The following is a 26,905-nucleotide window of genomic DNA, read 5'->3' on the forward strand; positions in this document are numbered from 1 at the left end:
GGATTTTGCGACTACCGGGCTGGACATTCCCGTTTGGCACGATCCCCGTGGTTTCTGATCGCTATCGGAATCAGTCAAAGTCCAGTGATTCCAGCGACTGTTCCAGTGACGGTGGTGACTGGGGAACCACCATCGAGTCACCGATGGAGTCTGTGGCAGCGGATTGTTGTTCTTCTTCGGTCAGCCGTCGCACCTGAATACGGCCTGCGACGAATCGCGTCACGATCACGCTGTGGCCAGCTTCGATCGGCATTCCGATGCTGCAAGCGTCCAACTTTTCGCCATCGATCAAAATCATTCCGCTGGGCAGTAAGTCGCTTTTGGCGATTCCCGTTCGTCCCACCAATTTGTCCAGCGGAATGCCCGAACGCGTCGTCCGCGCCGTCGGTGGGCTGGCCAATTCCCCGGGGCGGCGATTCAGCATGCGGCGGCCGATGGGCGTGTGAGGCCAGATGCGAACCAGTCCAAACATCAGGATCGGTGAACTGATCAAAACGATGATCGACATCGTGACGCCGGCTGCCATGCTGTGCGAGAACGCGATCACCAACATCGAAATCAGCGCGGCCACCGCGGCGAAGCCCATCAACCCGCCGGTGGGCAGCAGAAACTCGCCTACCAACAGCAGGTAAAACAAAAGCAGCAGTAACACGGAGTACAACAACGGCATCACGACTCCACAATCTCGACGACCACTTTGGTTGCTTGCACCGACAATACCCGTACCGGAGCCCCCACTGGGGCCGAAGTGCCGTCGCTGATCACCGGCACAATCTCATCTCCGAAACGTGCCTTGCCCGCCGGACGAAGCGGCGTGGTGGCGTGCCCGTGTTGGCCAAGCAAGTAAGAAAAGTCGCCCAGCTTTTCGGCTTCGGAAATGGCCAATTCGTCGGGAGCTTCCATCACCAGCCCGTTCAAAATAGGAACGTGGGGAAGTAGGAAACGCATCGCAACGAATCCGCCCGCCATTCCCGCCGCGCCCCCCAGCGCCAACCAGACACCGCGGGAAAACAGGTTCAACTGATAAACGCTTTGCGGGACAACAAAAGTCTGGCTCATCAACACGACGCCCAACACCGTCAGCGCCAGACCGCCGATCCCGAACACACCGAATCCGGGTACCACGAACAGTTCAATGGCGATGCACGTGAGCCCCAACACCAGCGCGACCAGTTCTAACCACTCCGCGGTGCCCGACAAAAATTTGATCCAAAAGAACAAACCAAAACATACCAGCGCGATGAACCCCGGAACGCTTAACCCCGGCGCGTTTGCTTCGGCTGATAACGCCGCAAATCCGACGAACAGCAACAAGAACGACAGAGTCTGGTTCCGCCCCAAACGTTCCACCAATCGAACCAATCCGCGATCGGCAACCGGCGGCGGCGTGGCGGCCAGCCCGGCTTTCCGCGATGCCGCTTCCAACGATTCGCTTTCACCATCCGCCAAGCCTAGGGACACCGCTTCGGCGGCGGTCAGGCCGTCGGCCAGTTCGACGCGTGGGCCCTGTTGCCACTTGGCACGTTCGGCTTCGGGATCCTCCACGCCGGACACCAGATCGTCTTCGGTCGCATAACGAATCCGTCCGGTGCGGACATGTTCATATCGATAGACCACCAATTCCGGATCCAGCAACCCGCGGATCAACGCCGCCGGACGGTTGGTAGCCGATGCGACCTGTTCAATCAGTTCGTCATAGCGGAGCACAGCATCGGGGCTGATCGTTTCCGCCCCGGGCCCACCCAGTCTTGAGTCCGGTTTCATCAACAGCGGTTTGCAGGCGATCGCGATCAAAGCGGAATCTCCGCGAGCCTCGCCACGCACGTATCCAACAACCGACCGCAGTGGTTGCGGTGGCGTCGCAAACCAACTGGCTAGCGTCGCGCTGTCGTCGAGGTTTCCCCCGATCGAATCGATGCTGATCATCCAGGTGTTGATGTCTTGTTTGCCAAGCGTCGAATCCAAATTGCTTTGCCAACGACGCGTGCGGCTGGTCGCGATCGATCCGGTGACTTCCAACAGGACACCGACGGCTTCGCCCGAGGCCTGATTCACGTCGGATGATTCCAACTTGGCCAGATCCAAACGTTCAGCCGCCTGGTCGGCCGATTGCACGACGCTGGCCGCGATCCGTGCATCGCGAAGCTGTTTCGAACTCAGACGCAGCGGGACACCGGCGGTCGAATAGATGTCTTCGCTGACCAGTTCACCGGATTGCCGCAGCTGCTGTAGTTCGCTGCCTGCCGCAAAGGATTGTTGACCGCCGGCTTTGGAAACTCGCGCCAGTTCGATGCTTGGATCGACCAGCGATTGAACCACCGCGGCCGGGAACAGACCTCGCTGGGCAGCGATCTTCTCGTACACGATCGTGATCGTCGTCAAGTCGGCTCGTTCCCCTTGGGAAGCATTGACCAGTTCCGCGCCGGGGCTGACCAATAACAAGTCGGATGCCAGGATCGGCAGCACGGTGTGACCGGCGACAACGCCATCGACCCACGCGACCACTCGAACTTGTCGCAATTCGGTGCTGGTCAGCGCTCTGGCCACTCGCAACGCATCTTCGAAAACCGTTTCGTCACTCTCGGCTGCGTCCTCGGTTCCCCCGTCGTCGCCGCGGAAACGCAGCACGACGGTGGTCCGTTGTCCCGACGCGGTCGAATCCGCGATCGCTTTCAATCGGTCCACCAGCGCAGCGGCGGATTGGCTGGTGATCGGAATCGAAACATCGACCAGTTGTCCAACCTTGACCGGGTTGGCGGCCGCGTTGGGCGTCGCGTCCGCGGCCTGGGCCGCTGGGTTCCCGGAATTTGGCGATGAATCGCCCTTGGGTTTGTCGTCGCCGGCCGTCTGAGCCGATGCCATGGATGCCACCAAGATCATGGCCAGGAAACAACACCCCGCCATCGGCCCGAGGAACCGTCGGCTAAGTGCCCGCTGGCACGTCAAAAACGTGTACATGATTTCCCTGCTCATTGCTTGGTTCAGCATATGGGTCAGCACGTTGTCCGATGGGAACACCAATGACTCTCTTTTCGTCGACTTCATGCGTCCGAACTTTATCTGGGTGGCTAGGCCGTATTGCTTGTCTATGCTCAGTATAGCGCTCGCATCTGAAAACGGCGTTGGCGGCGATCACAATGACGCCCCCCGGAAGGGTTCGCCACCGCTGGGGACTGAAAATACGAGGAATTGCCCGTTTTGGCGGTTCATCGTCGCGGATCCAATGGATCCGATCGATGAAGCATTCGCCTCGGCCAGAAAGTAGAGTAAAACGGTGGCCCCACGATCACCTGCCGAGCGACGATGACTGGCAATGCTTCCACCGATCTGCCTTCCGACGACGAATTGCCCTCGTCTGTCGATAGCCAGCGTTTGGACGCACTGCATCAATTGGCCATCGATCTACAGAATTCGGGCGAACCGGACTTCCTGAATGCGGCCCTGAAGACGGTCCCGGCTCACCAGCGGCCGGACTATCGAACCGCTCTTTGCCTTCGTTTTTCGAAGGACGAACCGACCTATTTTGGATCGATTGAAGACCTGACGCAAAGTCTGATCGCCACCCAAGACGTGGGGGATAGCAACGACTCGTTGGGATTCGAAGCGACGATCGATCATCCCAAGGGGTTCGCGGCGGGGGCCAAACTGCCCGATCTGCCGCCCACCAATCGAGCCAATCGTGATGGGGCATCGGGGGCGTCGGACCTGCCATCGCACGTGGGGAAGTTCCTGATCAAAGCCGAACTGGGGCGCGGTGCATTCGGCGTTGTCTATCTGGGGTTCGACGAAGAACTGCAGCGGAATGTGGCCATCAAAGTCTCTTTGGTCGCGGACAAAAAGATTCAGGAAAAATTGCGAATCGAAGCGTCCAAGGTGGCGCAGATCGAAAGCGACGGCATTGTCCCGGTCTATCACATCGGGACCACCCAGGCCGGCGTGTTCTATATCGTCCAGAAATACATCGAAGGATCGACGCTGCGAGACATCGTTCGGCAGGGGCCATTGTCACCGGCGCGGGCCACGGGGCTGATGCGCGACATCGCGTTGGGGCTTGAACCGGCGCACCTGCAAGACATCCTGCACCGTGACTTGAAACCCGACAATATTCTGATGGAACAGAGTGGTCGGGCCTGGATCGCAGACTTTGGGCTCGCGATTTCCGAGTCGGAACAGAACTCGGGACGACGCGAACTGGCCGGTACCCTGCCCTACATGTCGCCGGAACAGATCAACGGCCGAATCGATTTCCTGGATCCACGCTCGGATCTGTGGGCGTTGGGCGTGATCTATTACGAACTGTTGACCGGCAAGCTGCCGTTCGCCGGTAAGTCCCGGACGGTTTTGACCGAACAGATCTGCCAACTGGATCCGCGTCCGCTGCAGCAACGGGCTCCCGGTCACCTGACCGAAGAAATGAATGCGATCTTCGAACGATGCTGTGCCAAGAAGCCATCGGATCGATACGCAACCGTCCGTGAATTTGCGATCAGTTTGGATATCCTGCTGGCCTCTGGTCTTAGCGACCACAATATCCGCGGCGAATCAATGGAGCCGCGGTTTGGCGACAGCACGATTCATTTCGGCACCGCCAGTGGCCGATTCGGATCAAGCCTGCTGCATAGCCGCACGCCGACCACACAACAGAATTCGTCCCAAGCCGATACCGTCGGTGCTTCGGCCGCCACTGGATCGGCGGCGACCGGATCGGTTGCCGCTAGTTCGCTTGGCAGCGGATCGATCGCGGGCGACGGCCACCTGTCCCACCGATCGCAACAATCCAGTCCCACATCGTGGTGGTTTTCTGCGGCGAAGGTTGCTGCGTTGGTCGTCGCTGCGACAGCCTTGTCGATCGGCTATCAACGAATCACGGCGACGCCAAAGGATGACGGGGGTGTGGCGAACTCGGACGCCCCAGCGGATTCCGGCGCCGGTCAGTCGATTGTCGGTGGCGGTGACAATGTTGTCGCATCGGCAAACGGTGCAGCGGCCCAATCGGGTTCGTTGCTAGATTCGAGCGTCGGGCCGGTATCGATGGGACCCGCCATCGTTCCAGGATCGGATGCCGACCATGCCGCACCGGCCCCATCGTTGGCTGCGGACGCTTCGCTGGGCACCGCGCCGGTCGATCCTGAATCGGGCTCGAAGACATCACCGACACCGTCGCCAACCAAGCCGGCCTACGATGCGGATGGGTCAGCACAAAAACCGTATCTGGTGGACGCCAGCGGCAATGGGTCTCACCTGACGATCGCTGACGCCATCGCCACCGGTGGACCAGGGGCCATCATTGAATTGATGCCAGGTCTGTATCCCGAATCCATCCGCATCACCAAGTCTTGCACCATCCGTGGCGTGCTTCGGTCTTCGCCGGATGCCGATCTGGAATGTGAGATCGAAAATGATGATGCCGCACCGATCACCATCGATTGTCCCACCGGCAAAGTTTCCATCGAAAACATTTTCATCGACGGCAAAGGACGCAATCGTGATTCGAAGTTCAATGCGGTCGACGTCTTGGGGGGCACGCTTCTAATCGCGGACTGTGATTTGGAAACTAGCAGCCAGAACTGCGTGAAAGTTCATCGCGATGCCAACTTCGGCGCCCGCGATTGTCACTTCGTCGACGCCAACGAATTTTCCATTTCGACCAAGGATCACGGCGTGGTTCAGGTCACCGGGTGTGTGTTCGATTCGTCGGGAGTCCAGTTGGTCGGCGGTACCGGGACCATCTCTGATTGCAAGTTTTACGGAAAAAGCGGCGTCCACGTGGCTCAAAATACACGCGACGTGCAACTGGTCCGCAGCTCGTTTTCAGGGAATACCCGATCGGCGATCTCTGCGACCGGCGGTGGCAAACTAGTGGCTCGCGAATGCGAAATTTCGAACTGCGAAATCGGGGTCCATACCGCTCTCAGCGTCGCGGAGGCAAAACCGACGGGCGCGGACGCTGGGACCGACCAATCGAAGGCCAAGAACGAGGCTCCGAAGTCCACTGTGGGGGCGGGACCAAAGCAGTCCGATGGGCCGGTCGTCGATCTGTTTGGCATCACCATCGATGTCGGAGTGATCGGAGTGCTGGCTGATGGCAACTGCCAAATTCGAATGTCTGAAAATTGCACCATCCGCGGGACAACCACCGCCATTGGTGTGGGAGCCGGTTCGGTCACCGCAGTCGACACCACCATCGTTGGTAGTCGCGATCAAGCGATTCAAATGACAGCCTCTCAGTCCGTTGTTCGCTTGGCTGAAGTCAATCTAATCCGCTCGGGGGACACCGCGGTTCAGGTCTTGGCGGGCAGAGGCGAATTCAAGAACGTCCGAATCGAAGATTGCCGGTACGCGTTCCAGGTCAGTCGGATCGACACGACGGCCGACATTTCGATCCTGGATGTCGACGTGATCAAGTGCAGCGGTGTCGGGCTGGTGATCGAAGACGCGGCCAATGCGAACATCGTAGGTTTCTCGGTCGACGGTGGCGTCTATGGCATCTATGCCAAAGGCGTCGACGCTGCGTCATTGACTTCGCCCGCCGCGGTCAATGTCCGGCTGACAAGGTCCAAATTCACCGGCCAAAGCGACCATGTTATTCTGGCAACCGGAAACACGCAGATCTCCGTCGACGATCTGACCTGGGAAGCGATCCAGAAGGTCGGCGGGGCACAGACACTGTCACCGGCAAGCGTGTCGTTCAAAGACGGGCCGGCCAAGCCTTCGATGGTCGGCGAGGGGGGCTGATGGAAAGTCCCGGGGGCCGCGTTCCCGTTGGCTCGCGGGAAACCTCGCCTGGTGGAAAGCTTGGCTAAGAGAAACCTTGTCCGGGGTAGCGACCTTGTTGAAATCGGCGACAATGGACGGCAGCCAGTGACCGCCCGCCTTAAGCCTTCCGACGTCAGTGAATCCAGGGATGATGAAATTGCATAAAGCCGACGCTGAATCATCCGGCAAGCATACCGCTGCGTGGTCTCATCAATCACCGCAAACCTCGCCGCCGCCCGAGCCTGTAGCGCCGGACCCGGCGCCGCGGCGACCCAGATCGTTGCTGCGATACTTGATTGCATCGGTTTTCGTTTGCAGCGGAATCCTATTGATCGTCTGGCCCATGCTGGATTCCGGCAACCAATCCGACGCACCCGAATCCGCAGCCTCGGTGCCGATCCCCGCGCAGTACGATCCTGATCGGGCGATGGGGTATCTGCAGAAACTCTGTGACTTTGGCCCGCGTCCCTCCGGGTCGGAGGCGATGAAGTCCCAGCAGGACTATCTGCAGAGCTTCTTTGCCGATCGTGGTGCGACGGTGTCGATGCAGACGTTCGACATTCGGCATCCGGAAACTGGTTCGGATGTCACCATGGCCAACGTGATCGCATCCTGGGGGATCGATCGACCCAAACGCTTCCTGTTCTGCGCTCACTACGACACTCGCCCGTTTCCCGATCAAGATCGCCGCAATCGCCGCGGTGTGTTCATCGGTGCCAACGATGGTGCCAGCGGGACAGCCGCGTTGATGGAACTGTCCCATCAATTCGATCGGCTTCCGGCCGACATCGGTGTCGACATCGTGCTGTTTGATGGCGAGGAGTTTGTCTTCCAGCAAGGTCGGGACGACTACTTTCTGGGCTCGACGTTTTTCGCGCAAAAATACAAAGCGGCTCCGCCATCCGTCCCCTACCAATCCGGGATCCTGTTGGACATGGTCGGCGATCGTGAGCTGAAAATCTTCTACGAAGCCAATAGCCTCCGCTATGCGCGCGACGTTGCCAAAAGCGTTTGGCGGGTCGCTGACCAGCTTGGCGTGGACGCGTTCGTGCCCCGCAGCCGTCATGAGATCCAGGACGATCACTTGCCGCTGAACCAGATCGCGGGAATCCCGACCATCGATCTGATCGATTTCGATTACCCTCGTCCGGGCATCGGCGCACCGTCCTATTGGCACACCGAACAAGATATCCCTGCGAACTGCAGCGGCGATTCGCTGGCCGCGGTCACCTGGGTCGTCCACCAATGGCTGATTCAGCAGTAGTCCAGCCTGGCCGCCGCGCGGAGCAAGCGACAACGACCGAACCCGTCACCGTTCGGATCGGCATCAAGCCGGACCGCGATTCAACTGGCCCGAGAATCCACCGGCCCTGATTCCACCGGCCCGTCGGAGGAATGAAACCGCGTGACCCGCGGTGATGAATCGCCGCCCTAGGTTAGGACAACCTGGTCATCCAAACGACGCCGGCGATCGCCGAACACACGATCAACAGTCCCAATCCAATCGCAATCCGGATTTTGGATTTTTTGCTTAGCCCCGGTTTCTTTTTGCGTGATCCGCCTGCTGATCCCTTCCCGCCGGCGGCCGCATCGGCGCCACCCGCGGCCCCATTTTCCATTTCTAACGGGTCACCAGGAATCGGGCCGGTATAGACCGACTGGGCTCCGCTCGATGGGAATTGGCTGACGGCCGCCGTCGTGCTGGCTGTCGGGAAACTGATGCGGCCAAAATCGAAGTTCTCGTCATTCGGGTCGACCACCTTCGCCGCCGCAGCCGGCCGCCCTTGCGCTGGGGTTTTTCCTGCGGGAGCACCTTTCACGGCGATCACCGTCGCGCATTGAGGACACTTGACCCGACCGCTCGGGGGAGCCGCGGCCAACTTCAACGCGGTCGAACACTTCGGACACTTCACGTTCAACATCGTTTTTCAGTACTCTGACGATCGAATGGAATGGTGGTGGATGGCCCGCCCGAAAGGCGAGCTGCGCCGATCAGAACGGAAACTCATTTGCTCGGCCCCCCAATCCTAGCGAACTGCCGGTGTTTCGTCTTCGATACCAATCCCGTCCCAAGTCGACAATCGACGCCGGGCGATGCCCAAACGATCGGGGGCGTCGCGATTTACGCTCGCGCTAGTCGATCCGCGGTGAGGTCGTTTAGCCGTTTGGGCATTGGCCAACGCGTTTGTGCGGTTAGACGCGCGGCCCGTTGGGCACGCGGTTAAACGATTGGGGTGCGTCGCGATTTGCGCTCGCGCTGGCCGATCCGCGGTGGGGTCGTTTAGCCGTTCGGGCATTGGCCAACGCGTTTGTGCGGTTAGACGCGCGGCCCGTTGGGCACGCGGTTAAACGATTGGGGGTGCGTCGCGATTTGCGCTCGCGCTAATCGATTCGCGGTGGGGTCGTTTAGCCGTTCGGGCATCGCCCAACGCGTTTGTGCGGCTAGACGCGCGGCCCGTTGGGCACGCGGTTAAACGATTGGGGTGCGTCGCGATTTGCGCTCGCGCTGGCCGATCCGCGGTGGGGTCGTTTAGCCGTTTGGGCATCGCCCAACGCGTTGATGCGGTTAGACGCGCGGCCCGTTGGGCACGCGGTTAAACGATTGGGGTGCGTCGCGATTTGCGCTCGCGCTGGCCGATCCGCGGTGGGGTCGTTTAGCCGTTCGGGCATCGCCCAACGCGTTGATGCGGTTAGACGCGCGGCCCGTTGGGCACGCGGTTAAACGATTGGGGTGCGTCGCGATTTGCGCTCGCGCTGGCCGATCCGCGGTGGGGTCGTTTAGCCGTTCGGGCATCGCCCAACGCGTTGATGCGGTTAAACGATTGGGGGTGCGTTCTTTCGTTTAGCCGTTTGGGCATCGCCCAACGCGTTAGTGTGGTGAGACGCGCGGCCCGTTGGGCACGCGGTTAAACGATTGGGGGTGCGTTTTTTTCGTTTCACCGTTTGGGCATTGGCCAACGCGTTTGTGCGGTGAAACGCGCGGCTACACAACTTAGAACGATGCGTCGCTCGAAAAATCGCATAGCTTTTCGACCGCGTTGACGTCCAGGTCGCCGTCATAGGCGGCGAAGCGACATCGGGAAACATAGGGTTCCTGTGGCTTCAGCTGAAATTCACCCAACACCATCGGCGCGAAACAAAAGTATGGTTCCGATGGATGCATCCGGACCGGTTGAGGAGAGCGGAAATTGTCGGGATGGCTGATCGCAACAATACCCGCTAATTTCCCCTCGACTCTTCCGGACATCGATGCCCAAGTCGGTCGAGTGTGGTTTGCGGTGATGGCGTCCGGATGCGAATCGGTTTGCATCACACGGTTCTCGCCTCGCCATTGGTCGTTGCCGCGAACGCAAAGAGCACCGTAGTGATATTCCAAGATGTCGACCGGGTGCGGCAGCACGCAGACCTGTGTCGATTGGAGGTCAAAGACGGTCATCGTCGGATGTTCGACGCGAGTGATCTTCCAGGTTTCTTCGATCGCGACGCTGGGCGGCTGGGTGCCCTGATCGATGTGCTGCAACCGGACCACGATCTCGTCATCCGACGCGGAATCGATCCCGGCGTGCTGCACAAGACCTTCGATCTTAGCACTATTCCAGAAGTCGATCTTTCGACCAGAAATGCTGGAACTGGTCCATGCGAACATGATCCCATGCTGGTGCAGATGGTCGCTTGGAAAACCGTCGGTGACCGCTATGCCTGATGGAGTTCGAACGGGATCGATGAAACCGCTGCGGCCGAACCAAGGCGTCTTTGGATTGGGCGACGCTAGAAAGGCGGCGTTGTAGGTCACCACGTCGCGACCGTCCGTGCGCAGCGACAGCGATGTGGGTGACGTGGCGGTTGCTGGTCCTGCGACCTCGGATTCTGTGGCGGCAGTCTGGTTTGTGCTCGGGGGCGAACCGGTTGCCGGCGACTGCGCGGCGGCCAACGCGGGCCAGATTCCAGAAGTAGCCAGCGCTAGCCACAGCGACAATATTCCGGGTGATCTCGAAAACATGGCAGTTCTCTTGTTGGCGTTACGGTCAAACGATGTCGGATCAGATTTTAGCGGACCGGTTCATTGCCCGAGGGGGGGCAGGCCCCGTGGTGGTCGAGCCGACCGGACGCGAAAGACTACCATCCCGGCGTCAGCCGATGCGAAGAATGGTGTATAACTTGGGCCGGTAGGTTGCCCGCTTTCCGTGTCGCCGCGGGTTGCGAAAACAGCGTTCCGCCCCAGAAAGCTCTGTTGGTCGGCAGGACGCCGTCGTCTACCCCGTTCTCCTCTTTTGATTCTCGCTCATTCGTTTCTATGAAAATCCAATCTGCTAAAATCCTCGCCGGATTTCCCGAGAAAAATGCATCACTGATGAAACGTTTGGGGGTGCCGCTTGGCGACCCTGCGGCCTGGATTGAACTCGATTCCCGCCGGATCGGGTTGGTCCGTGACCTGGAAATGGATCGAGTGCGTTCGGCTGGCCACGTCGACGACGTCACTTGCCCGCCCGAACATGCACCGCCGCTAGGGCTGAGTGCTGACCGAGAAACGGCGACCGCAGAAGCGGCTGTCCAAATCCTTCGTTCGGCGCGTGTCGAAAAAGTCACCGCGGATCGATCGCTCCCCTACATCTTTGCCTGGCATCTTCAGCAAGCCGAGATCGAAGTCGGATACGACGAGGAACTGGGCGTCATCGACCGACGGACCAAGACGCGGTCCGAAATTGAGGCCCTGGCAACCGCCCAGTCGCTGACCGAAGAAGTGATGAAGTGGATGTGCACGCTGATCGCTCGCAGTGTTGCCGGTGACGATGGTGTGCTGATGCACGAAGGCGAAGCGTTGACCAGCCAACGTGTGCGTTCGATGGTTGCGATCGAATTCCTGAAACGCGACTGCACGATGTCGCATGGCGCGATCATCGCCACCGCACCGCAGGTCGCCGATTGCCACCACAGCGGTTCAGGCCCACTGAAAACCGGCATCCCGATCATCGTTGATCTGTTCCCCCGTCATGAACCCACCCGCTACTGGGGCGATTGCACTCGGACTGTGGTGCACGGAACCATCTCGGATGAAGTCAAGGCGATGCATGCGGCGGTCGTTGAGGCAAAGGCTGCATCGACGGAAGCCCTGCGAGTGGGCAATACCGCCGACGCGGTCCATCAAGCGTCCGAAGCCGTCCTGATTCGGCACGGCTATCCTCTGTCACGCGGTGCGTTGACCGATGGTCCGAGTATCCAACACGGTACCGGCCACGGTATCGGTTTGGATCTGCATGAACCGATTCTGTTGGACCACGGCGGTGGCGAGATCCTCGAAGGCGAAGTGTTCACGATCGAACCCGGTCTGTACGGGCGAAATTGCGGCGGCGTACGAATCGAAGATATGCTGCTGGTCACCGGCGGCGAAGCTAGGAACCTGAACTCGCTGCCCGATTCGCTGACCTGGGACTGATGTCCTGGGGCATCGGAGCCGTCGGCGGCAAAGCTTGTCAGCCCGGATGCCGATCAACTCGAGCGTGGGTCAACCCTAGCGCCGGTTCGACTAGAAATCGGATCGACTAAGAATCGGATCGGGTGTCGACGATGATGTCGGCCAGCGCTTCGGTCAATGGATCGTCGTCGGCGTCACAGAAACCCCAGTGTTCGCGGCGACGCCAACCTTCGGCGTACTCGAATCGACCGCTCATTTTGCCGACTTCGCGACCAACTTGACGACCAGTCTCCAGATAACTATCCATCCCCTGGCTTTCATCCAGCCATTGTTTCTGGCTGACGTGACAGGCTAGCGATTCGATCTTCTGCTCCATCACCGTCGTGACGTCCACAAACAGATGTGGGATCACCCATTCGCCCGTCGGGATTCGGTTGTGGACGGGCTGGCCGTGATAGACCGTCACCGGATCCATGTAGACCGGTGTCGGCGGATCGCTTTCGAAGTTTGGCATCCCGTGGGCGAACGCGGCGCTGACGGCCAACCGACATGCGACCTCGTGGTCTTCCATGTAATCGATCGGGCTGTGCGTCAGAACGATCGATGGTTTGGCTTGTCGAACCACCGCCGCCACCTTGGCTAGATGTTCGGTGGTGTAAGCGGCTTCCATGTCGCGGTAAATTGGCGGGTAGAATTTAGCGCCCAGGACGTCGCAAGCGTTCTTGGACTCGACAAGACGTGCTTCCGCACACTCGTCAAGCTTCATGGTGGTCGATCCACGCGAACCGTCGCAGCAATTCATGTAGTGCAGGTCCCATCCTCGTTTCGCCAGATGCAGCATGGTGCCAGCAAACAGGAATTCGATATCGTCGGGATGTGCAGCGATGGCGAGGGCAGATGGCATCTCGGGGACTCGTCGGGCGTGGTGTAGTTCGGATCGATGAACGGAAATTTTACCGGCTAGGGTCACCGTCTTCATAGGCCATCATGACGCGCACTGCGGAACCCAATCGCGATTCATCGCAGCGAATGCATTTCCATTCCTGTTTCCCCATTCCGTTTCCACCGATATCCGAAGTCAGCGACCGATCATGATTGCCCGACACCGAGCCCTGGCACTGCTGAGCGAATGTACCGGAGAAACTCTTTGGCCGGTCGCCTACTGTTTGGACCGAGGGGTGCCGCAAGTCTGGATCGACCAGCTTGCCGATTCATTCGAATCTGGGTTCGATCATGATCGCAATACGATCTATCGATCCGAGTCCGATTTTCAGCAAGGCCAGGCAACCAACCAATTTCATGGCATTCGAGATGTGGATCTGGCTGTCATGATCGGGCGGCACTTGGGTGTCGACGTCGACCGGCTACAGCAGACGGCGTTGGGAAGATCAGCCCTGGTCGATCGCATCCGCGAATCAATCATGGACGGCGAGTGAACAGCGGATGAACTGCCCGAAGCTCGGAACGGCTAACAGTCAGTTTCGAAACTGGACTGAACCAGCAAGCCGTTGACGAGACCCGGTACAGGCCAGCAGCACTGCGGGACCTATTCGTGGTGGGTGTGCTTCTGTGGATCGCGGTCGTGGTGGTTCTGGTTGATGTGAACGTGCAGGTGAGAATGATTGGTGAACAGCCATTGCCAACCCGCTTCGGTCACCGCGGAATCGTCCAGGTACAGCGATTCCAACAGAGGCATCTCTGCGATCGTTTTCAGACCTTCGTCCGTGATCGGTATGCCAATCAGGTGGACGGTCCGTAACGTTTCTAGCTTGGCGATCTGTCGGGCGGATTCGTTTCCGAGATTCGGCGAACCGATCCGCAACTGACGCAATCGGGGCAGCACGCTCAGTGACTTGATGGCTTCGGTCGAACAGGTTGACTGCGGCAGATTCAAAAACATCAGCGTTGGACACTTCTGCAGCTCTTTGACGCCATCATCGCTGATGGGTGACTTCCGCAGTCGCAGCTGGCGAAGGTTGGGCAGCGAGGCAATGGTCGCCATCGATGCGTCGGTGACCGCACCTTGGTCCAGGATCAACGTTTCCAGATGATCCAGTTCGCCAATATGCGCCGCCATCGCATCGTCGACTTCGAACTCCGTCACGCGAAGGGTCGTTTCACTGGGGTCTGCTTTGATTTCCTTGCACATCATTTCCAACAACACCGGCGGTGCGATGCTGAGATCCGATCCACCCAATTGGCCACTGAGACGCTTGATCGACCAAATCACCGCATAAACGAGGGAGCAGATCAGGATGGCGATCAGGATCAGTTGACGGCGGCGTCGAATCCGAGCCGTTCGTTCCGAAGCGATCCCCAAGACGGCCTGCTGGACATCGGCATCCACCACTTCGGCGTCGCCCTTGTCTACGCTTGCGTCGCCGGTGTCGCCGCTGCCGGTGTCGTCGCCGCTGTTGGGGCGGGCGTCGGGTTCGTCATCAGGGGAAGGCGATTCGGTTGCCACTTGATCTCTCCGGTGGGCACTGGTTCGGGCACCAGTCGGAAAATTCGGGATTGGATTCGGCCCGCCAGAAATCGCAGACCAAAATAAAAAGCATCAGGGCGCCGCCGTTGGCAACGCCCTGATGCAACAGTGAAGTTTCAACGTGAAGCTGCTGGTCGAGACGATTGACCCAGAAACCGTCGCAACCAACTTACTCCGCTTCGACCGCACAAGTGAGGCCGGTGAACATTTCCCGCAAAGCATTCACCTCGCCGAAACTTCATCGTGGAAGGTCTAGACCGCAGCCCAAGCCAGCAAGCTGTGCACCGCAGTATGGGTTGGATTAACAGGCCTTCGGAATTCGCGTCAACCGCGATTCAATCATTCCGCCCCCAAAGTTTTTTCGGACGCTGGATCTGGGGGCCTCGCCGATGCGGCTTTGGCGGCGTTGGCGACGCCGATCGGGAACAGGCCGACCGCGGCCAATCGCCGCGTTTCTGGGCGTTTGCGGCCCTGGTTGGCATCCGGGTGCTACGCGAATGCGACGGCCGTTTCGGGGACGGATTTTTCATCCAACCCGATAATGTACCGGCACGGCAATCCCCGCCGGACGCGAACCGGTCTGGCTAGAGCGTGTTCGGACAAACGTTTAAATTCGTCCGCGGTGAAAGCGGCGCGCACTGCCTGCCCAGCGTCATGATGGACGATCCGCGATCGTGAAATCAGATGCGAAGCTACCGCAGCGAAGACTAAATTGATCCGCGACCGATCCCAGTCACAGATCAGAATGCCCTCGTCGGTGACCGCTTGCATCGCCTGCAACAGCCTTGTCGCGTGATGGTTGTCCAATCGGTGCATGAACATCGAACAGGTCACCAGGTCAAATCCGGCTGGCAGCGGGCTGGCCAAGCAATCAAGCTGGATCGAATTCAGTGGGACACCCGCCTGTTCAGCTCGTCGCTGCTGCTGATCAATCGCTGCGGGGCAGATGTCGGTCGCGGTCACTTTCAACGGGATTCCGTCGATCGCCGCACGTCGGCACCACGCGATCGGCACTTCACCCGCACCGCTGGCGATATCCAGAACACGCAGTACGTTTCGCCCACCGCGATTCTTGCCACGCGCGATCGCTGCGCGACGCACATATCGGTACATCGCCGATGCGACGCCGGTGTAACGGTTCAGCCGAGAAAATCCGTTGAGGGTCTGATGCTGCAGATCCAGCGGTAAATCCAGATGGCTCATCCAATCGGGATGTCGATCGCGCGATAGCATGATCAGGACCTAGCGGTTCGGTGAGGTTTCCGAACGTAGGGCTGCGGTTTTCGATGAACGGTACAGCCACGCCAGGCCGCCGAGCGAAAGTGAAAACACGACAATGCTGACCCACTGAGAGATAGACAAGTTGGTTCCGAACTGACCCGCTTCGTCGACGCGTATCAATTCCAATACGAATCGAAGCACAGCATAGGACGCGAAGCCCAGCAACATAATGGTGCCGGTGCGGAAATCGAATCGTGACAACCCGCACAACGCCAAACATAACACAAGCGAACTTATGCTGCTGATCACTTGGGCTGCCTGGACCGGCAGCGCCTGATTGGGCAACTGGTCGGCTGACCAACGATGTCGACGTCCATCGACGGTGACCACCACTCCCGTCGGCACGTCTTCGGCCGGGATATCACGTGGTGCGGACTTCCATTCGCTGCGGTCGTCGTTCAATTCGTTCAATCGCCCGCCCACGCGGATCCCGGCTTGGTCGGCCAGCGATCCTTCGCGAACACTGGTGATTTCGCGAGTCTCGGCGTCGTACGAAAAACCCAACAATTGGCCATCAAACAACTGGTCCTGGTAAACCTTCGCGCCGGGGGGAAACTGCAGTGCCATCGGCCCTTCTTCGCACCGACCGCCATAGCAACATCCGTTCATCACACAGCCGATTCGGCCAAAGAAGACCCCAAGGAACATGCACGGCACGATCACGTCGCCAAACTTCAATACCGGCAATTTGTGCCGAATCAAAAAGTACGTGACGGCCAGGGACCCGCCGATGAACGACCCATAAACGACCAGCCCACCCTCGGTGAACCTCAACATGTTGCCGACGGTTTCAAAAAACGTGTCGCCAATGAATTGTCGGTGATACTGGGCCACAAAAAAGGCTCGGGCACCAAAGATGCCGCCAAAGAATGCCCAGGGCGCGATCGAATAGATCATGTCTGGATCGATTCCGTAGCGTCTGGCGCGATAGGCGGCCAACCAAATGGCCGACCCGACTCCCAGCAACAGCATCACGCCGTAGCCCCGAATCGCCATGCCGACCGGGTCGCCGTCCAGGTTGTGCAGCTCGACTCGCGGCAGCACCACCGTCACGGCGATTGCCGCGATTGCCCACAGTAGCCCCTCGGTCGCCAAAATCTTGCCCGGGGATTGGCCCCGGACCTTGCCGATCACGATTCGAGCGACCAGGCCGATCGCCAACAGGATCAGGAGCCAGCCGAATCCAAAGACTGGTAGCCCAGCGATCTCATGAGGAATCAGCAAAAGTGTGCGGCGCATGCAATCTATCCGTCTAACAAACGCCGTATCGGCGGGTTCAAAATTTACAAAATTGGTCGACGATTCGCCTCTTTGGGCCGCACCATCAGGGGCCGCCCATAGCCGGGGATCGTCGGTTGCCATCGCGTCGTCGGTCAGTTTTGCATTGATCTGGACGGATGGTGCACTCCTTTTCTACGCTGCTTCGGCCGGAAACGTCCAGCCGAGGTGCTCCCTTGCATCAACGCGATGCCGGCACAAACCGGGTTGGTCCCAAGATTACCGTCCGGCAGAATCGCTGTCAGACAGTAGAACACTGGCCCATCGGTGCCCCAAGCATGCCCCCCATCCGTCCTTTCGGGAGCTTCACTGCCATGTCTTCACGCCTTCATTTTATCGCGTTCTGTGTCTTGCCAATGGCGTTGGGCATGTTCGGTCCGTCGGTTTGCCCTGTGGTGGCGCAGGTTCCCGGTCAGACTTTTGTCAGTCAGCCGTCGCCCAGCCGACCTCATCACGGCAAAGTCGCCGGCACCGATTCAAGATTCACGGTGACGGTGAAGACCTTTGTGGGGGCCCAGTCGGATCCCATCGCCGAGCACCGCATCGTTTTCGACAACGGCCTGATATACGACTTGCCCCAGATCGATTCCGCAACCGTGACCGTCTATGACCCTGCCCAAGGGCATGTGACATTGATGGATCGTCCGCGTCAGGTCCAGTCGACGATCAGTATCGATGATCTGGTGAAGATCACCGCCCAGGCGCGGGCGTCGGCCGACACACCGGACAAACAAGAACAATTAGGCCTGACCGCGACGGTGCAAAAAAGCAATCGGATGATCGGTTACTCGATTCATTTCGCCGGCGCGACCTACCACATGTCGACCCAAAAGCCTGCTCACCCGACAATGGCGTCCGAATTCGGGCAATTCTCGGATCTGGCCGCACGCATGAACCTGGTTCGGCAAAGCTGGTTGCCCCCCTTCGCTCGCATGACGCTTAGTGATCGCATCACCGCGGCAGGCGAAATCCCCTTGGAAACCTCACTGACAATCCAGCGTGGCGATCGTACCGATGAATACCGGACAACGATGCTGATCGGTGAGTTGACCGAAGACGATGCGAAATCGATCCAGGAAGTTCGCGGGATGCTGACGCTGTACAAAACAGTGTCGCTAGACGAAGTTCCCAAGGCATAGCATTTCCAAGCCATAGCCGCGCTGTGTCCGTCCGCCAACGGTGCAGGCTTGCGACGCATTCGGCATGACCGACCGAATCATGGCCCGGAAACCGTCGCTGTAAATCGCGGCCGGTAGGTGCCGTTTGGGATCACGCCGCCCTAGTTTTCAAGCCGCAGAATATTTTCTACTGAAATGGACTGCGACTTGGCGGTCGTTTGGTCACGGCAGAAACAATGCAATGCCGCCGCCGATCATGCCCAAGAAGGGTGCCACGAAGACGATCATCACCAAGGGCCCGAGTCCGGCATTCCCGCATGCCGCGGAGCCGGGTGGCAGCGATGCGGCGTACTCCCACGACTGATACAGTCCGTACCCGCCAAACAACAACGGCAGCGCGGCACCGATTGCCGCCCCCAGCAACAGTCGCCGAAACTCAGAACGCGGTTGCTCTAGCAACGCTCTCGGGTCGGCGTCGGTGGGCGAATATGGGTTCGGGTCAGTCATCGTCTTCGCCTAAGAAGTCGGGATCGATCGGGCCGAAGGAATCGTCGTCTTGGCGTTCGAACGCGCACGGCGGCGGTGTCGCCAGCAATGGGATGATGTCGTGGTCATAGTTGGCAATGTCGTTGACGTTGTAGATCATCGTGTTTTCTGGATCGTCAACGTACTCCTGCGTTTCGTCGCCGGAAAAGAACCGCCATCCGCTGTCGTTGGGGTCATCAGGTTCCTCGCGGTACATGAACCCCACAGACGTGGCATCGACCGTGATCCGGTCCGTGGCAAAGCAATAGCCCATGGACTCCACCAGTGGAACGATTTGCTTGGCTGTCAGTGCGAATTTCTTTTCCATAAGAGCGTCGGTGTCGCGATTTCAGTGGTTCAGTGGATTCGGAATGGCGGGCTTCCCAGCCACCAACTTGCTTCATGATGATGGTTTTTCAGGACCCCGGCAAGCTTCCTTGGAAACGAAGCAAAACGGGGCGCTGGGATGCTACCGCGTCGAGGCGAGTCTGGGCGTGGGGGGCAGGTGGGAGCGCGCCTAGCGGTTCGAAATCGACACACGATCATCGTCCCGCCGCGTTTTCTGGACGCTTCAATCGGTGCCGTCGGTTCGAAGGAATTGGTCCAGGAAGTGGCCGACCCGGGATTCGTACTCTGCTGGATCCGCCTGGTGAAGATCAACGTGACCTGCCCCGTCGACCAACCAAAGCTCTTTCGGTTCCTGTGCGTTGTCAAAGATCGCAACCGTTTCAGCAGCGGTCGTGTGCCGGTCATCCGATCCAGACATGACCAATGTTGGGCAACCTGTCTCTGCGACTTTGTCGATCGGGCGAAGTTTCCAACGTGGGATTCCTAGTCGAGGTTCCAATTGAATCAGCAACAAGGTCGACGGAAGCCATGACAGGGGGCCCACCACCGCCGCGACGCGGTTGTGGATCGCGGTGTCAATGTCCGGATAGACCGATTCGACCACCACCGCGTCGACTTCCATCGGCGACCCCAGCAGGGTTGCCGCACCGCCCAGTGAGACGCCGATGATGCCGATCGGTTGGTCGGGGTGCTGCAGACGGGCGAACGTCACCGCCGCGCGGACGTCGTGTTTTTCAAGCTGACCGATCGTGATCGTCTCGCCTGTGCTTTCGCCGTGCGACTGCAGATCGATCATCACGGTGGCGTATCCCTTTTGATGGAGCCAGCGAGCACGTTGGATCATTGACAGTCGCGAACCGCGAATCCCGTGCACCAAAACGATCACCCCCTGGCTACCGTCGATGCTGGTGTGCCAACCATGGATCGTGGCGCCCGATTCGCTGGGGATCGTAAAGGGTTTCGCTTGCAGATCCGCAGGCGGTGCCCCAATCACGCGGTGGTTCGCTGCTACCAACGCACCTGCGACATACCAAGACACTGCAAGGCCAACTGCAGTCACCATCGCAGATGTGATCGCCAAGATCCGGACGATGCGTTTTCGTCGACGAGGTAGCATGACTATTGAAACGCTCCAATCGAACCAACTTCTGGAAGGTCTTCGAAACAAACTTGAAGGAATGTCTTCCTGTGCAATGGCGTCTCCGCCGTCCAGATCCGCCCACGGATGCCTGATCGTGGGCCGATCGTCGCGGTGCCGAATCGTCGCGGTGCTGGTCGTCGCGGTGCTGGTCGTCGCGGTGCTGGTCGTCGCGGTGCTGGTCGGCGGCGGCATGCACGACGTGCGACTATCGATCACTGCGGATAGTGGCGTTTACCGAGGTGGGCTGGGACTCTAAACCCACGGTGTTGACGGTGACCACGGAATAGTCGTGGTCGTCATCGTCCGTAGCGGTCTCATCAACGAACTCCATCTTTGCGAGCGGCTGAGCGGGCGTGTCGCTGTACTGCAAGTCCTGAAACAGTTGCCGTCCGTAGCGATTTTTGCCGCGACCGGCAACTTCCGCCAAGAACTTGCCATCGCGAAGAATCTTGAATTTCTGAACTCCACTTTCAACGTCCGCTTCGGCACGCCAACGCAAACGGTTTCCATCCAGTTCGACAGATGATGGTGCCGGAGGCGGTGTCGCATCGACCACATTGGTGTCCTTTCGGAATTGCATCCACAATTGGGCGGTACTCTCATCGGGAAGCCATCCGGCTTGCAGTGGATCACCCTTGTATTTCGTGGCGGGCATTGCGGTTGTTCCCGTTGGCTCGGCTAGCCACGCGGACTGAAGGGAAATTTCTCGCAGGGGCTGTCCTGATCGCAGCGGCAATCGCAGGGCGAGGCATTTGTCCAGCCACGGAATCGCCATGTATCGAGAGTTGCCGCATTCGTGAGCCGTCAATGGATCAATTGCGATACCGGTAAGGCCTCCACCACCGCGGACCTTCGCAAAGAATGCTTGGTTCGCGGGCCAGACCTTTGCGAAGCGACCGTCTGCCACGGTCACGCCTTCTTTGGTGCCGGGGTTGCACATCGTCGGAACGCTCAAGGCCGCCTTCGGTAGTGCATGCGGTTGGATTCCTGGTCGATCAGAATCCGCGTCCATCAACGGCACGCCCGAACGAAGCCAAGCTGCTGCGATACGCTCGGGTTGCGTCATCAACATCCCGCCGCACCAGTGCCCGCCTCCGCTGTGTCCCCACAGCGCAAGCGGTACGGATGCAAGTTCGGGATGGCCCGAGAGTTTGCCGAGATCAACCAGCGATCGATCAAACGCATCGCCGGATCCATTGCGTGGGTCGCACCACAACTGACAATCCGCGTTCTGCGGTTGTTCGTAGGCGGGAGACAACAACGCGCAGTCATGCTTCTTGGCCAATGCTTGCCAGTGCAGATCATACGCACCGGTTAGCCCGGAACTGCACGAACCTTCTCCGCAACCATGTTGATGAACCACGATTCCGCGAAGTGTATCTACGCCTGTAGGTATCCAAACGGTGTAGTTCACTGGAATTGTCAGTTCACCCGGTTCTTCCGATGCCTCGTAACGCACACGATAGTAAGGCGGCTTGGCTTCGGGGACCACGTCGTAAGGGGGGGCTTGAGCCGATGAGTCAACAACGGCTACCAAAGCAAACAACACGGCCGGGAAAAAGCAGCGACACAGCAAGGATTGCATGATGACAGTACGGTCTCAGGAAAAATTGGCGAGTAAAACGGGGCGGATGTCGATGGTCCAAATTGTAGCACAAGCAACTTGCCGCATTGCCCAGGTTGCCCTCTGTTGCGCTCTCTGGGTTGCATGTCCGCAGAGAATTCCAGTGGCGCCCTCGCTTGAAGCCGCCGCCGCAGCAGCGGTCGTCGTCGGCGAAGAAATCGATGATCGTCTTCAACCGCTGGGCCAAAACCGTTGAGTTGTCCGGCAAACTCCGGTGCAGATACTGGACTGTATTTTGCGTGAATTTACACTTGTCTCTCTGTCTTGGGCGGTCAGTATTTCCGGATCATATGTTGCACGACATGTCCTAGGATTCTCCGCCACGCCGCCTCGATCTTGTCGTCCCACTGATCGTCAAATTCGCTGGCCGTTGTGATGATGGATTCAAACCACAGGTCGTATAGCCGGGGTGCGATATTCAGGTGATCGCGATCGTGCGTCTTCGCTCGCATATTCATTTCCGCCAACGAATCCGCCTCGCCCGTCGTCGCCCCTGCACACAGTTCCAGCGATCGACGCAGCATCTTGTTCTGTTTTTCGAAGTCCGTGAATCGGAACTTGCGACGGATTTCGTCCGATGTGTTGATGAACCGATCGTAGAACGCAGGAATGAAAGCCTCGTTTGCTAAGCATCGCTCAGTGCTTTTCAGGAACAGTTCTTTTGGGGTCGGTTCGTCCATCATGAACTGCGTTCTAGCATCGGCGAGGAATAGGGCGGCGGAAGCAAGTGTGGATAGGGATCCGTCATCTTAGCAATGGCTGCCGTGGCGTGGGCTGATCGCGGTGCGACGGTGCCCATGGCGGCGCGGCACCCTGTTGATCGATTGCTCGATAAGAGCATGCGGGCAGCAGCCGCGATCGCGTCCGGATTGTAACGTGGTCGCCGTCCTCGGGTCAGGCATCGCTCGATCCATGTTCCAAGTCCCGCGTCCCAAATCCGCCCGACAATGCGGTTCACGCGTTCACGCTTTCCGGGCGATACCGTGCTAGCCGTGATTCTGGGCCGACTTGGGCGCAGCGGTGACGGCCGTGCCGCAGCAGCAAATCATCAGCATCGAATTGCCGACCGTCGAATAGTCATAACGCATTCCGACGACTGCGTTTGCGCCCAACGCATTAGCGCGTTCGGCCATCTCTGTCATTGCCGTGTTACGTCCCTGAACCAACAACGCTTCGTATTGACCAGAGCGTCCGCCGACGACATCCGTGATCGCGGCAAAGAAATCTCGAAGCACGTTCGCACCGTAGATCGTCTCTCCGAAGACCGGACCAAGATATTCTGAAATGTCGTGTGTTTGAAACGTCGGGGTCGTCGTGATCATCATTCCTGCAGTGGTGACCGCGGCGCCCGCATCGGATTCGGGACGCGGGCTTTGGCATGTCCAGCAGATGTTGTATCCAAGGTCGGTTTGGTTACCGCAGGATGGGCATGTCCAAGGCATATCGGGTGTCGCTTATGACTGGTGCGTGGGGTATCGGCGTCGTTTCCGTCAGAACCATCCGCTGGTTGCTGACGCTCGGGCTACCGTGTCGGTTATCGGTCACTGAAAAAGGATACTCCATCTGCAACGCCGCAACGAATCCAGCGTCGCTCGCGCCACCAGCAACACTGGCCTTAGGTATCTCGCCTGTCAGCGTCGGACGCGGCTACACTCGTCACCGATCGTTCTCGTGAAGGACCAAGAAGTCATGCAACGAGGTGGAGATGAACGATACGCCGCATTCGCATGAGCCAACGATGGCGGGTGATTCCGAATAGTCGTAATTGATCTCGAGCATGCGGTCTAAACGATGGGTGGATAACGTAAGGATGCCTTTGGCGGTCAAGACTGTGTCGGCAGTGACTTCTATCTCGCCAACGGATTCGCAGATGAATTGCTTAAAAGCGTCGACAATGATGCCAGTGGCGACGGGAACGTCATTCACCAGAAGCTGAAGATGGGAAGGCGAAAGTCGAATGGTGCGTTTTGCTTGAGGAGGGATCTTCCACAGCACCGTGACTCTCGAAGCCTCTAGGTGCTCCAGAAGAGTGGCCGCGTCTTCAATTCGAGTCACCTGTGTCTCAGACATTTTAGGTTTCTTCGTTGCTGCAGCCGGTTGAAGTTTCAGTTGGTTTGCGTTCAACGAAACGTGTTAACGGAGCATGATGTATTCGCAAGCAGGGGATCTGACTTGCAACTTCAAACGCGATTTTCAACCCCCACCGGTTCCGAGGCATCAACTTGTCAGCCATCTGATCCGCGTCCGATCGACGGTCGGCGGACACCGTCTCTGCAGTCACCCCACCCACTATACCCGCCGCCGTGGCACAACGGGCAATTGCGCTACCACGCAAACAGCAAAGTAGGCCGGATCAAGAAGCGCAGCGACGCCGATCCGGCACTCAAGTACCCCAAGCACCGCAAACCAATCCGTAGCAACGCAACGCGACAGGCTTTGCGTGTGGCCGAAACTCTTGGCGAGTCTCGCTACGGGCAATTCGCATCCCGCCAACCGCAAACCGATCCCTAACAACGCAACGCGACGGGCTTCGCGTGCGGCCGAAACTCTTGGCGAGTCTCGCTACGGGCAATTCGCATCCCGCCAACCTCAAACCGATCCGTAACAACGCAACGCGACAGGCTTCGCGTGTGGCCGAAACTCTTGGCGAGTCTCGCTACGGGCAATTCGCATCCCGCCAACCGCAAACCGATCCCTAACAACGCAACGCGACGGGCTTCGCGTGCGGCCGAAACTCTTGGCGAGTCTCGCTACGGGCAATTCGCATCCCGCCAACCGCAAACCGATCCCTAACAACGCAACGCGACGGGCTTCGCGTGCGGCCGAAACTCTTGGCGAGTCTCGCTACGGGCAATTCGCATCCCGCCAACCTCAAACCGATCCCTAACAACGCAACGCGACGGGCTTCGCGTGCGGCCGAAACTCTTGGCGAGTCTCGCTACGGGCAATTCGCATAGTGACGCGTGGGATGCACCGCGTGGGAAGGCATCCGGGATCTCGGCAATCGCCAGGTCGATTGCATTCGGCGTTCCGTGCGTGCCTCTGTGGTTTCCGTTGTCGCTAGTGGATGTCCTGGGGACTCAGGATGGATTGTTGGCGGGCTCGGTTTAGCCGCCGGGCCCAGGCTGCGATTCCAATGCACGGCAAAATGACCAGTGAGTTGATGATGATGACTGGCCACGCGTCACCAATGCTCATGACTAGCATCGCAGCGGTGATCATCAGTTGGACCCCTGCCGCGATCATCGCAGAGTCGCGGCACAGTCGTAACGAGACCGCCGATGTGAGCACCACTGCCAACACCACGGGGATGTTCGCGGCAAACATCATTCCGCCCGTATGGTCGTCGCCTCCTGATCGTAGCAAGATGACCGTGAACCAGCCGAATGCGATCGCGCAGGCTGCCGCAACGGTCGTCAGCAGCGCCGTTCCGCGCGATCGCGACTTCACACTTGTCGAACACTTCGTGCTAGGCGGTGCATACGGATTTGTTTCAGGCAGCGTCGTCACAAATTCATTCCTTCTCCAGTCGTGGGATAAGCATACTGCCTATCGATCCAAATCCTATTCCAAGAACTCCAACCGCAGAACCAAAAATTTGCTTCGTCACTGGCGCAAAATTGGTAAATTGATTTGTTGCACGGCGGCTGGTTGGCAAGGACGCATTTTCGATTCTACAAACTCGCGGGGCAAGCCATGAAAGAAATCTCCGACATCCCATCGTTCGAAGCCTGGGCGGCGAAGTCACCTGAACGCAAGCCGGCTGCGGTCCAGGACCTGGATCTCAGCAAGCATTCCAAGTTGATCACCGGCAAGAAATTTCCCGACTCGATCTTCTTGTCTTGTGACATGGACGCCGCAGTCGCCGGGCACATTGTCCAGACCGGCGGGGTCGTGATTCCAAACCTGAAAGGATACGAATTTCAGGTCCATCGCAAATCGCTGTACTCCGTCCAGGAACTCTTTGACGGGTTTGACATCAACGAACCCAAGGGTTACGAACTGACGTACGATTTCAAAGTCTACAAACAGTACTACTGCCAGGGAAAATCGCCCAAGCTGATCAACACCAGTCTCGCCCGCCGTCTGCACGACCATTCGATCACCGACGCGTTGGAAGAGGAGCTGGAGGGGCGGAAGGTCGTCGCCGTGATGGGCGGGCACGGGATGGAGCGAAAGGATCCTTTTTACGCCAAGGTCGCTCGAGTGTCGCGTCTGTTGACGAAGGCAGGATTCCTGATGGTCAGTGGCGGTGGTCCGGGAGCGATGGAGGCGACGCATCTGGGAGCGTATTTCGCTGCACGCAAAATCGATGAACTGACCGCTGCGATCGAAATGATCAAACAGCGTCCTGCCGATGGAAAACCAGGACAAGAATACGCCGATCCCGACTGGCTGCATCGTGCGTGGCGAGTGATGGGGACGTTTCCGATTCCGGAAGGGAAAGAGTTTGCGTGCAAAAGCATCGGTGTTCCGACGTGGCTGTACGGTCACGAACCGCCGACTCCATTCGCGACTCACATCGCCAAATATTTTGCCAACAGTGTTCGGGAAGACGGGCTGTTGGCGGTCGCGAACCACGGAGTCATTTTTGCACCAGGCAGCGCTGGGACGACCCAGGAAGTGTTCCAAGACGCCGCCCAAAATCACTACGGCAACCAAGGCGTTTTTTCACCCATGATCATGTTCGGCGAAGAACATTGGACCAAGACCCGACCGGTTTGGCCGCTGCTGGCCGCGGTCGCCAAGGGGAAAGAGTACGGTGAGTTGATTGCGTTGACGGATTCCGAAGATGAAATCGTTCGAAGGATCCAAATGTTTGACCCCGTGATCTACGCAAAGAAGGAAAAACCACGGTTCAAGTGCTAGGACTTCGCCCACTCGATCGCCTTGGTCCCCCAATGGTCAGACGACTCGTTACGATGTGGAACCCGCG

At 58.7% G+C, this 26,905-nt stretch carries 24 protein-coding genes; 8 read left to right on the forward strand and 16 right to left on the reverse strand.

Annotation, left to right across the window (positions count from 1 at the left end):
- Positions 1 to 70: 70 nt before the first annotated feature.
- Both K227x_RS13195 and K227x_RS13200 read right to left on the reverse strand, forming a co-directional pair.
- A complete protein-coding gene (locus tag K227x_RS13195) occupies positions 71 to 670 on the reverse strand; it encodes an NfeD family protein (protein ID WP_145170073.1) in 600 nt (199 codons plus the stop codon).
- The gene (locus K227x_RS13200) at positions 670 to 3,045 is read right to left on the reverse strand and encodes an NfeD family protein (RefSeq protein ID WP_145170075.1); all 2,376 of its coding nucleotides are present in this window, start codon (positions 3,043 to 3,045) and stop codon (positions 670 to 672) included. Before K227x_RS13200 ends, K227x_RS13195 begins: the two co-directional genes overlap by 1 nt.
- 258 nt (positions 3,046 to 3,303) lie before the next feature.
- Between K227x_RS13200 and K227x_RS13205 the strand changes: the two genes are divergently transcribed.
- The gene (locus tag K227x_RS13205) at positions 3,304 to 6,735 is read left to right on the forward strand and encodes a serine/threonine-protein kinase (protein WP_145170077.1); all 3,432 of its coding nucleotides are present in this window, start codon (positions 3,304 to 3,306) and stop codon (positions 6,733 to 6,735) included.
- A gap of 169 nt (positions 6,736 to 6,904) precedes the next feature.
- Positions 6,905 to 8,020 (forward strand): M28 family peptidase, encoded by a 1,116-nt coding sequence (locus K227x_RS13210; RefSeq protein WP_391540434.1) that lies wholly within the window; start codon positions 6,905 to 6,907, stop codon positions 8,018 to 8,020.
- Between the two features lie 172 nt (positions 8,021 to 8,192).
- Here K227x_RS13210 and K227x_RS13215 read toward each other — a convergent pair whose 3' ends face one another.
- Together K227x_RS13215 and K227x_RS13220 are read right to left on the reverse strand one after the other, a co-directional pair.
- Positions 8,193 to 8,678, reverse strand: a complete 486-nt coding sequence (locus K227x_RS13215; RefSeq protein ID WP_218933985.1) for a hypothetical protein — start codon at positions 8,676 to 8,678, stop codon at positions 8,193 to 8,195.
- Between the two features lie 1,070 nt (positions 8,679 to 9,748).
- Complete coding sequence (locus K227x_RS13220; protein ID WP_145170081.1) at positions 9,749 to 10,756, reverse strand: DUF6807 family protein; 1,008 nt, start codon at positions 10,754 to 10,756, stop codon at positions 9,749 to 9,751.
- A 294-nt stretch (positions 10,757 to 11,050) separates the two neighbouring features.
- Here K227x_RS13220 and K227x_RS13225 point away from each other — a divergent pair, with 294 nt between their 5' ends.
- Entirely contained in the window at positions 11,051 to 12,190 is a 1,140-nt protein-coding gene (locus tag K227x_RS13225; RefSeq protein ID WP_145170083.1) for a M24 family metallopeptidase, read from the forward strand.
- A 106-nt stretch (positions 12,191 to 12,296) separates the two neighbouring features.
- Here the strand turns inward: K227x_RS13225 and K227x_RS13230 are convergent, their stop codons facing one another.
- Positions 12,297 to 13,073 (reverse strand): PIG-L deacetylase family protein, encoded by a 777-nt coding sequence (locus tag K227x_RS13230; RefSeq protein ID WP_145170085.1) that lies wholly within the window; start codon positions 13,071 to 13,073, stop codon positions 12,297 to 12,299.
- A 187-nt stretch (positions 13,074 to 13,260) separates the two neighbouring features.
- On the opposite strand from K227x_RS13230, the gene K227x_RS13235 reads away from it, so the two are divergent.
- Positions 13,261 to 13,605, forward strand: a complete 345-nt coding sequence (locus tag K227x_RS13235) for a hypothetical protein (RefSeq protein ID WP_145170087.1) — start codon at positions 13,261 to 13,263, stop codon at positions 13,603 to 13,605.
- A 110-nt stretch (positions 13,606 to 13,715) separates the two neighbouring features.
- Here K227x_RS13235 and K227x_RS13240 read toward each other — a convergent pair whose 3' ends face one another.
- Positions 13,716 to 14,633 (reverse strand): leucine-rich repeat domain-containing protein, encoded by a 918-nt coding sequence (locus K227x_RS13240; RefSeq protein ID WP_145170090.1) that lies wholly within the window; start codon positions 14,631 to 14,633, stop codon positions 13,716 to 13,718.
- Positions 14,634 to 14,775: 142 nt separating this feature from the next.
- Between K227x_RS13240 and K227x_RS31420 the strand changes: the two genes are divergently transcribed.
- Complete coding sequence (locus K227x_RS31420; RefSeq protein ID WP_261343443.1) at positions 14,776 to 14,910, forward strand: hypothetical protein; 135 nt, start codon at positions 14,776 to 14,778, stop codon at positions 14,908 to 14,910.
- Positions 14,911 to 15,143: 233 nt separating this feature from the next.
- Here K227x_RS31420 and K227x_RS13245 read toward each other — a convergent pair whose 3' ends face one another.
- Complete coding sequence (locus tag K227x_RS13245) at positions 15,144 to 15,887, reverse strand: methyltransferase domain-containing protein (protein WP_145170092.1); 744 nt, start codon at positions 15,885 to 15,887, stop codon at positions 15,144 to 15,146.
- 9 nt (positions 15,888 to 15,896) lie between these two features.
- Positions 15,897 to 17,174 (reverse strand): prolipoprotein diacylglyceryl transferase, encoded by a 1,278-nt coding sequence (locus K227x_RS13250; RefSeq protein WP_218933986.1) that lies wholly within the window; start codon positions 17,172 to 17,174, stop codon positions 15,897 to 15,899.
- A 353-nt stretch (positions 17,175 to 17,527) separates the two neighbouring features.
- Here K227x_RS13250 and K227x_RS13255 point away from each other — a divergent pair, with 353 nt between their 5' ends.
- A complete protein-coding gene (locus K227x_RS13255) occupies positions 17,528 to 18,352 on the forward strand; it encodes a hypothetical protein (RefSeq protein WP_145170096.1) in 825 nt (274 codons plus the stop codon).
- Positions 18,353 to 18,553: 201 nt separating this feature from the next.
- On the opposite strand, the gene K227x_RS13260 is transcribed toward K227x_RS13255, so the two are convergent.
- The 3 genes from K227x_RS13260 to K227x_RS13270 form a co-directional block, all read right to left on the reverse strand.
- Positions 18,554 to 18,838 carry a hypothetical protein gene (locus K227x_RS13260; protein ID WP_145170098.1) on the reverse strand — a complete coding sequence of 95 codons (285 nt, stop codon included), beginning with the start codon at positions 18,836 to 18,838 and terminating at the stop codon, positions 18,554 to 18,556.
- On the reverse strand, positions 18,831 to 19,184 hold the full coding sequence (locus K227x_RS13265) for a DUF2185 domain-containing protein (RefSeq protein ID WP_145170100.1): 354 nt from the start codon (positions 19,182 to 19,184) through the stop codon (positions 18,831 to 18,833). Before K227x_RS13265 ends, K227x_RS13260 begins: the two co-directional genes overlap by 8 nt.
- A gap of 243 nt (positions 19,185 to 19,427) precedes the next feature.
- Entirely contained in the window at positions 19,428 to 20,321 is an 894-nt protein-coding gene (locus K227x_RS13270; RefSeq protein ID WP_218933987.1) for an alpha/beta hydrolase, read from the reverse strand.
- Between the two features lie 61 nt (positions 20,322 to 20,382).
- Between K227x_RS13270 and K227x_RS30545 the strand changes: the two genes are divergently transcribed.
- Positions 20,383 to 20,601 (forward strand): hypothetical protein, encoded by a 219-nt coding sequence (locus tag K227x_RS30545; protein WP_218933988.1) that lies wholly within the window; start codon positions 20,383 to 20,385, stop codon positions 20,599 to 20,601.
- Here the strand turns inward: K227x_RS30545 and K227x_RS13275 are convergent.
- The 5 genes from K227x_RS13275 to K227x_RS13295 all read right to left on the reverse strand — a co-directional run bounded on the left by K227x_RS13275 (position 20,551) and on the right by K227x_RS13295 (position 25,479).
- Positions 20,551 to 21,930, reverse strand: a complete 1,380-nt coding sequence (locus K227x_RS13275) for a hypothetical protein (protein WP_145170104.1) — start codon at positions 21,928 to 21,930, stop codon at positions 20,551 to 20,553. The two genes, K227x_RS30545 and K227x_RS13275, sit on opposite strands and share 51 nt — an antisense overlap.
- Positions 21,931 to 22,241: 311 nt before the next feature.
- Complete coding sequence (locus tag K227x_RS13280; RefSeq protein ID WP_145170106.1) at positions 22,242 to 22,652, reverse strand: globin; 411 nt, start codon at positions 22,650 to 22,652, stop codon at positions 22,242 to 22,244.
- Between the two features lie 303 nt (positions 22,653 to 22,955).
- Positions 22,956 to 23,411, reverse strand: a complete 456-nt coding sequence (locus K227x_RS13285) for a YbjQ family protein (RefSeq protein WP_218933989.1) — start codon at positions 23,409 to 23,411, stop codon at positions 22,956 to 22,958.
- A 214-nt stretch (positions 23,412 to 23,625) separates the two neighbouring features.
- Positions 23,626 to 24,039, reverse strand: coding sequence for a hypothetical protein (locus K227x_RS13290; protein WP_145170108.1), 414 nt, complete (start codon positions 24,037 to 24,039; stop codon positions 23,626 to 23,628).
- Positions 24,040 to 25,029: 990 nt separating this feature from the next.
- Positions 25,030 to 25,479 (reverse strand): hypothetical protein, encoded by a 450-nt coding sequence (locus K227x_RS13295; protein WP_218933990.1) that lies wholly within the window; start codon positions 25,477 to 25,479, stop codon positions 25,030 to 25,032.
- Between the two features lie 186 nt (positions 25,480 to 25,665).
- Here K227x_RS13295 and K227x_RS13300 point away from each other — a divergent pair, with 186 nt between their 5' ends.
- Complete coding sequence (locus tag K227x_RS13300) at positions 25,666 to 26,838, forward strand: LOG family protein (protein ID WP_145170112.1); 1,173 nt, start codon at positions 25,666 to 25,668, stop codon at positions 26,836 to 26,838.
- Positions 26,839 to 26,905: the final 67 nt, after the last annotated feature.

The sequence above is a fragment of the Rubripirellula lacrimiformis genome, assembly GCF_007741535.1.
Taxonomy (GTDB): Bacteria; Planctomycetota; Planctomycetia; order Pirellulales; family Pirellulaceae; genus Rubripirellula; species Rubripirellula lacrimiformis.

Excerpts from the sequence above, each read along its gene's own strand:
- K227x_RS13195 (WP_145170073.1), bottom strand. The coding sequence starts at position 670 with ATGCCGTTGTTGTACTCCGTGTTACTGCTGCTTTTGTTTTACCTGCTG.
- K227x_RS13200 (WP_145170075.1), bottom strand. The coding sequence starts at position 3,045 with ATGAAGTCGACGAAAAGAGAGTCATTGGTGTTCCCATCGGACAACGTG.
- K227x_RS13205 (WP_145170077.1), top strand. The coding sequence starts at position 3,304 with ATGACTGGCAATGCTTCCACCGATCTGCCTTCCGACGACGAATTGCCC.
- K227x_RS13210 (WP_391540434.1), top strand. The coding sequence starts at position 6,905 with ATGATGAAATTGCATAAAGCCGACGCTGAATCATCCGGCAAGCATACC.
- K227x_RS13215 (WP_218933985.1), bottom strand. The coding sequence starts at position 8,678 with ATGTTGAACGTGAAGTGTCCGAAGTGTTCGACCGCGTTGAAGTTGGCC.
- K227x_RS13220 (WP_145170081.1), bottom strand. The coding sequence starts at position 10,756 with ATGTTTTCGAGATCACCCGGAATATTGTCGCTGTGGCTAGCGCTGGCT.
- K227x_RS13225 (WP_145170083.1), top strand. The coding sequence starts at position 11,051 with ATGAAAATCCAATCTGCTAAAATCCTCGCCGGATTTCCCGAGAAAAAT.
- K227x_RS13230 (WP_145170085.1), bottom strand. The coding sequence starts at position 13,073 with ATGCCATCTGCCCTCGCCATCGCTGCACATCCCGACGATATCGAATTC.
- K227x_RS13235 (WP_145170087.1), top strand. The coding sequence starts at position 13,261 with ATGATTGCCCGACACCGAGCCCTGGCACTGCTGAGCGAATGTACCGGA.
- K227x_RS13245 (WP_145170092.1), bottom strand. The coding sequence starts at position 15,887 with ATGCTATCGCGCGATCGACATCCCGATTGGATGAGCCATCTGGATTTA.
- K227x_RS13250 (WP_218933986.1), bottom strand. The coding sequence starts at position 17,174 with ATGCGCCGCACACTTTTGCTGATTCCTCATGAGATCGCTGGGCTACCA.
- K227x_RS13255 (WP_145170096.1), top strand. The coding sequence starts at position 17,528 with ATGTCTTCACGCCTTCATTTTATCGCGTTCTGTGTCTTGCCAATGGCG.
- K227x_RS13260 (WP_145170098.1), bottom strand. The coding sequence starts at position 18,838 with ATGACTGACCCGAACCCATATTCGCCCACCGACGCCGACCCGAGAGCG.
- K227x_RS13265 (WP_145170100.1), bottom strand. The coding sequence starts at position 19,184 with ATGGAAAAGAAATTCGCACTGACAGCCAAGCAAATCGTTCCACTGGTG.
- K227x_RS13270 (WP_218933987.1), bottom strand. The coding sequence starts at position 20,321 with ATGCTACCTCGTCGACGAAAACGCATCGTCCGGATCTTGGCGATCACA.
- K227x_RS30545 (WP_218933988.1), top strand. The coding sequence starts at position 20,383 with ATGTCTTCCTGTGCAATGGCGTCTCCGCCGTCCAGATCCGCCCACGGA.
- K227x_RS13275 (WP_145170104.1), bottom strand. The coding sequence starts at position 21,930 with ATGCAATCCTTGCTGTGTCGCTGCTTTTTCCCGGCCGTGTTGTTTGCT.
- K227x_RS13280 (WP_145170106.1), bottom strand. The coding sequence starts at position 22,652 with ATGATGGACGAACCGACCCCAAAAGAACTGTTCCTGAAAAGCACTGAG.
- K227x_RS13285 (WP_218933989.1), bottom strand. The coding sequence starts at position 23,411 with ATGCCTTGGACATGCCCATCCTGCGGTAACCAAACCGACCTTGGATAC.
- K227x_RS13290 (WP_145170108.1), bottom strand. The coding sequence starts at position 24,039 with ATGTCTGAGACACAGGTGACTCGAATTGAAGACGCGGCCACTCTTCTG.
- K227x_RS13300 (WP_145170112.1), top strand. The coding sequence starts at position 25,666 with ATGAAAGAAATCTCCGACATCCCATCGTTCGAAGCCTGGGCGGCGAAG.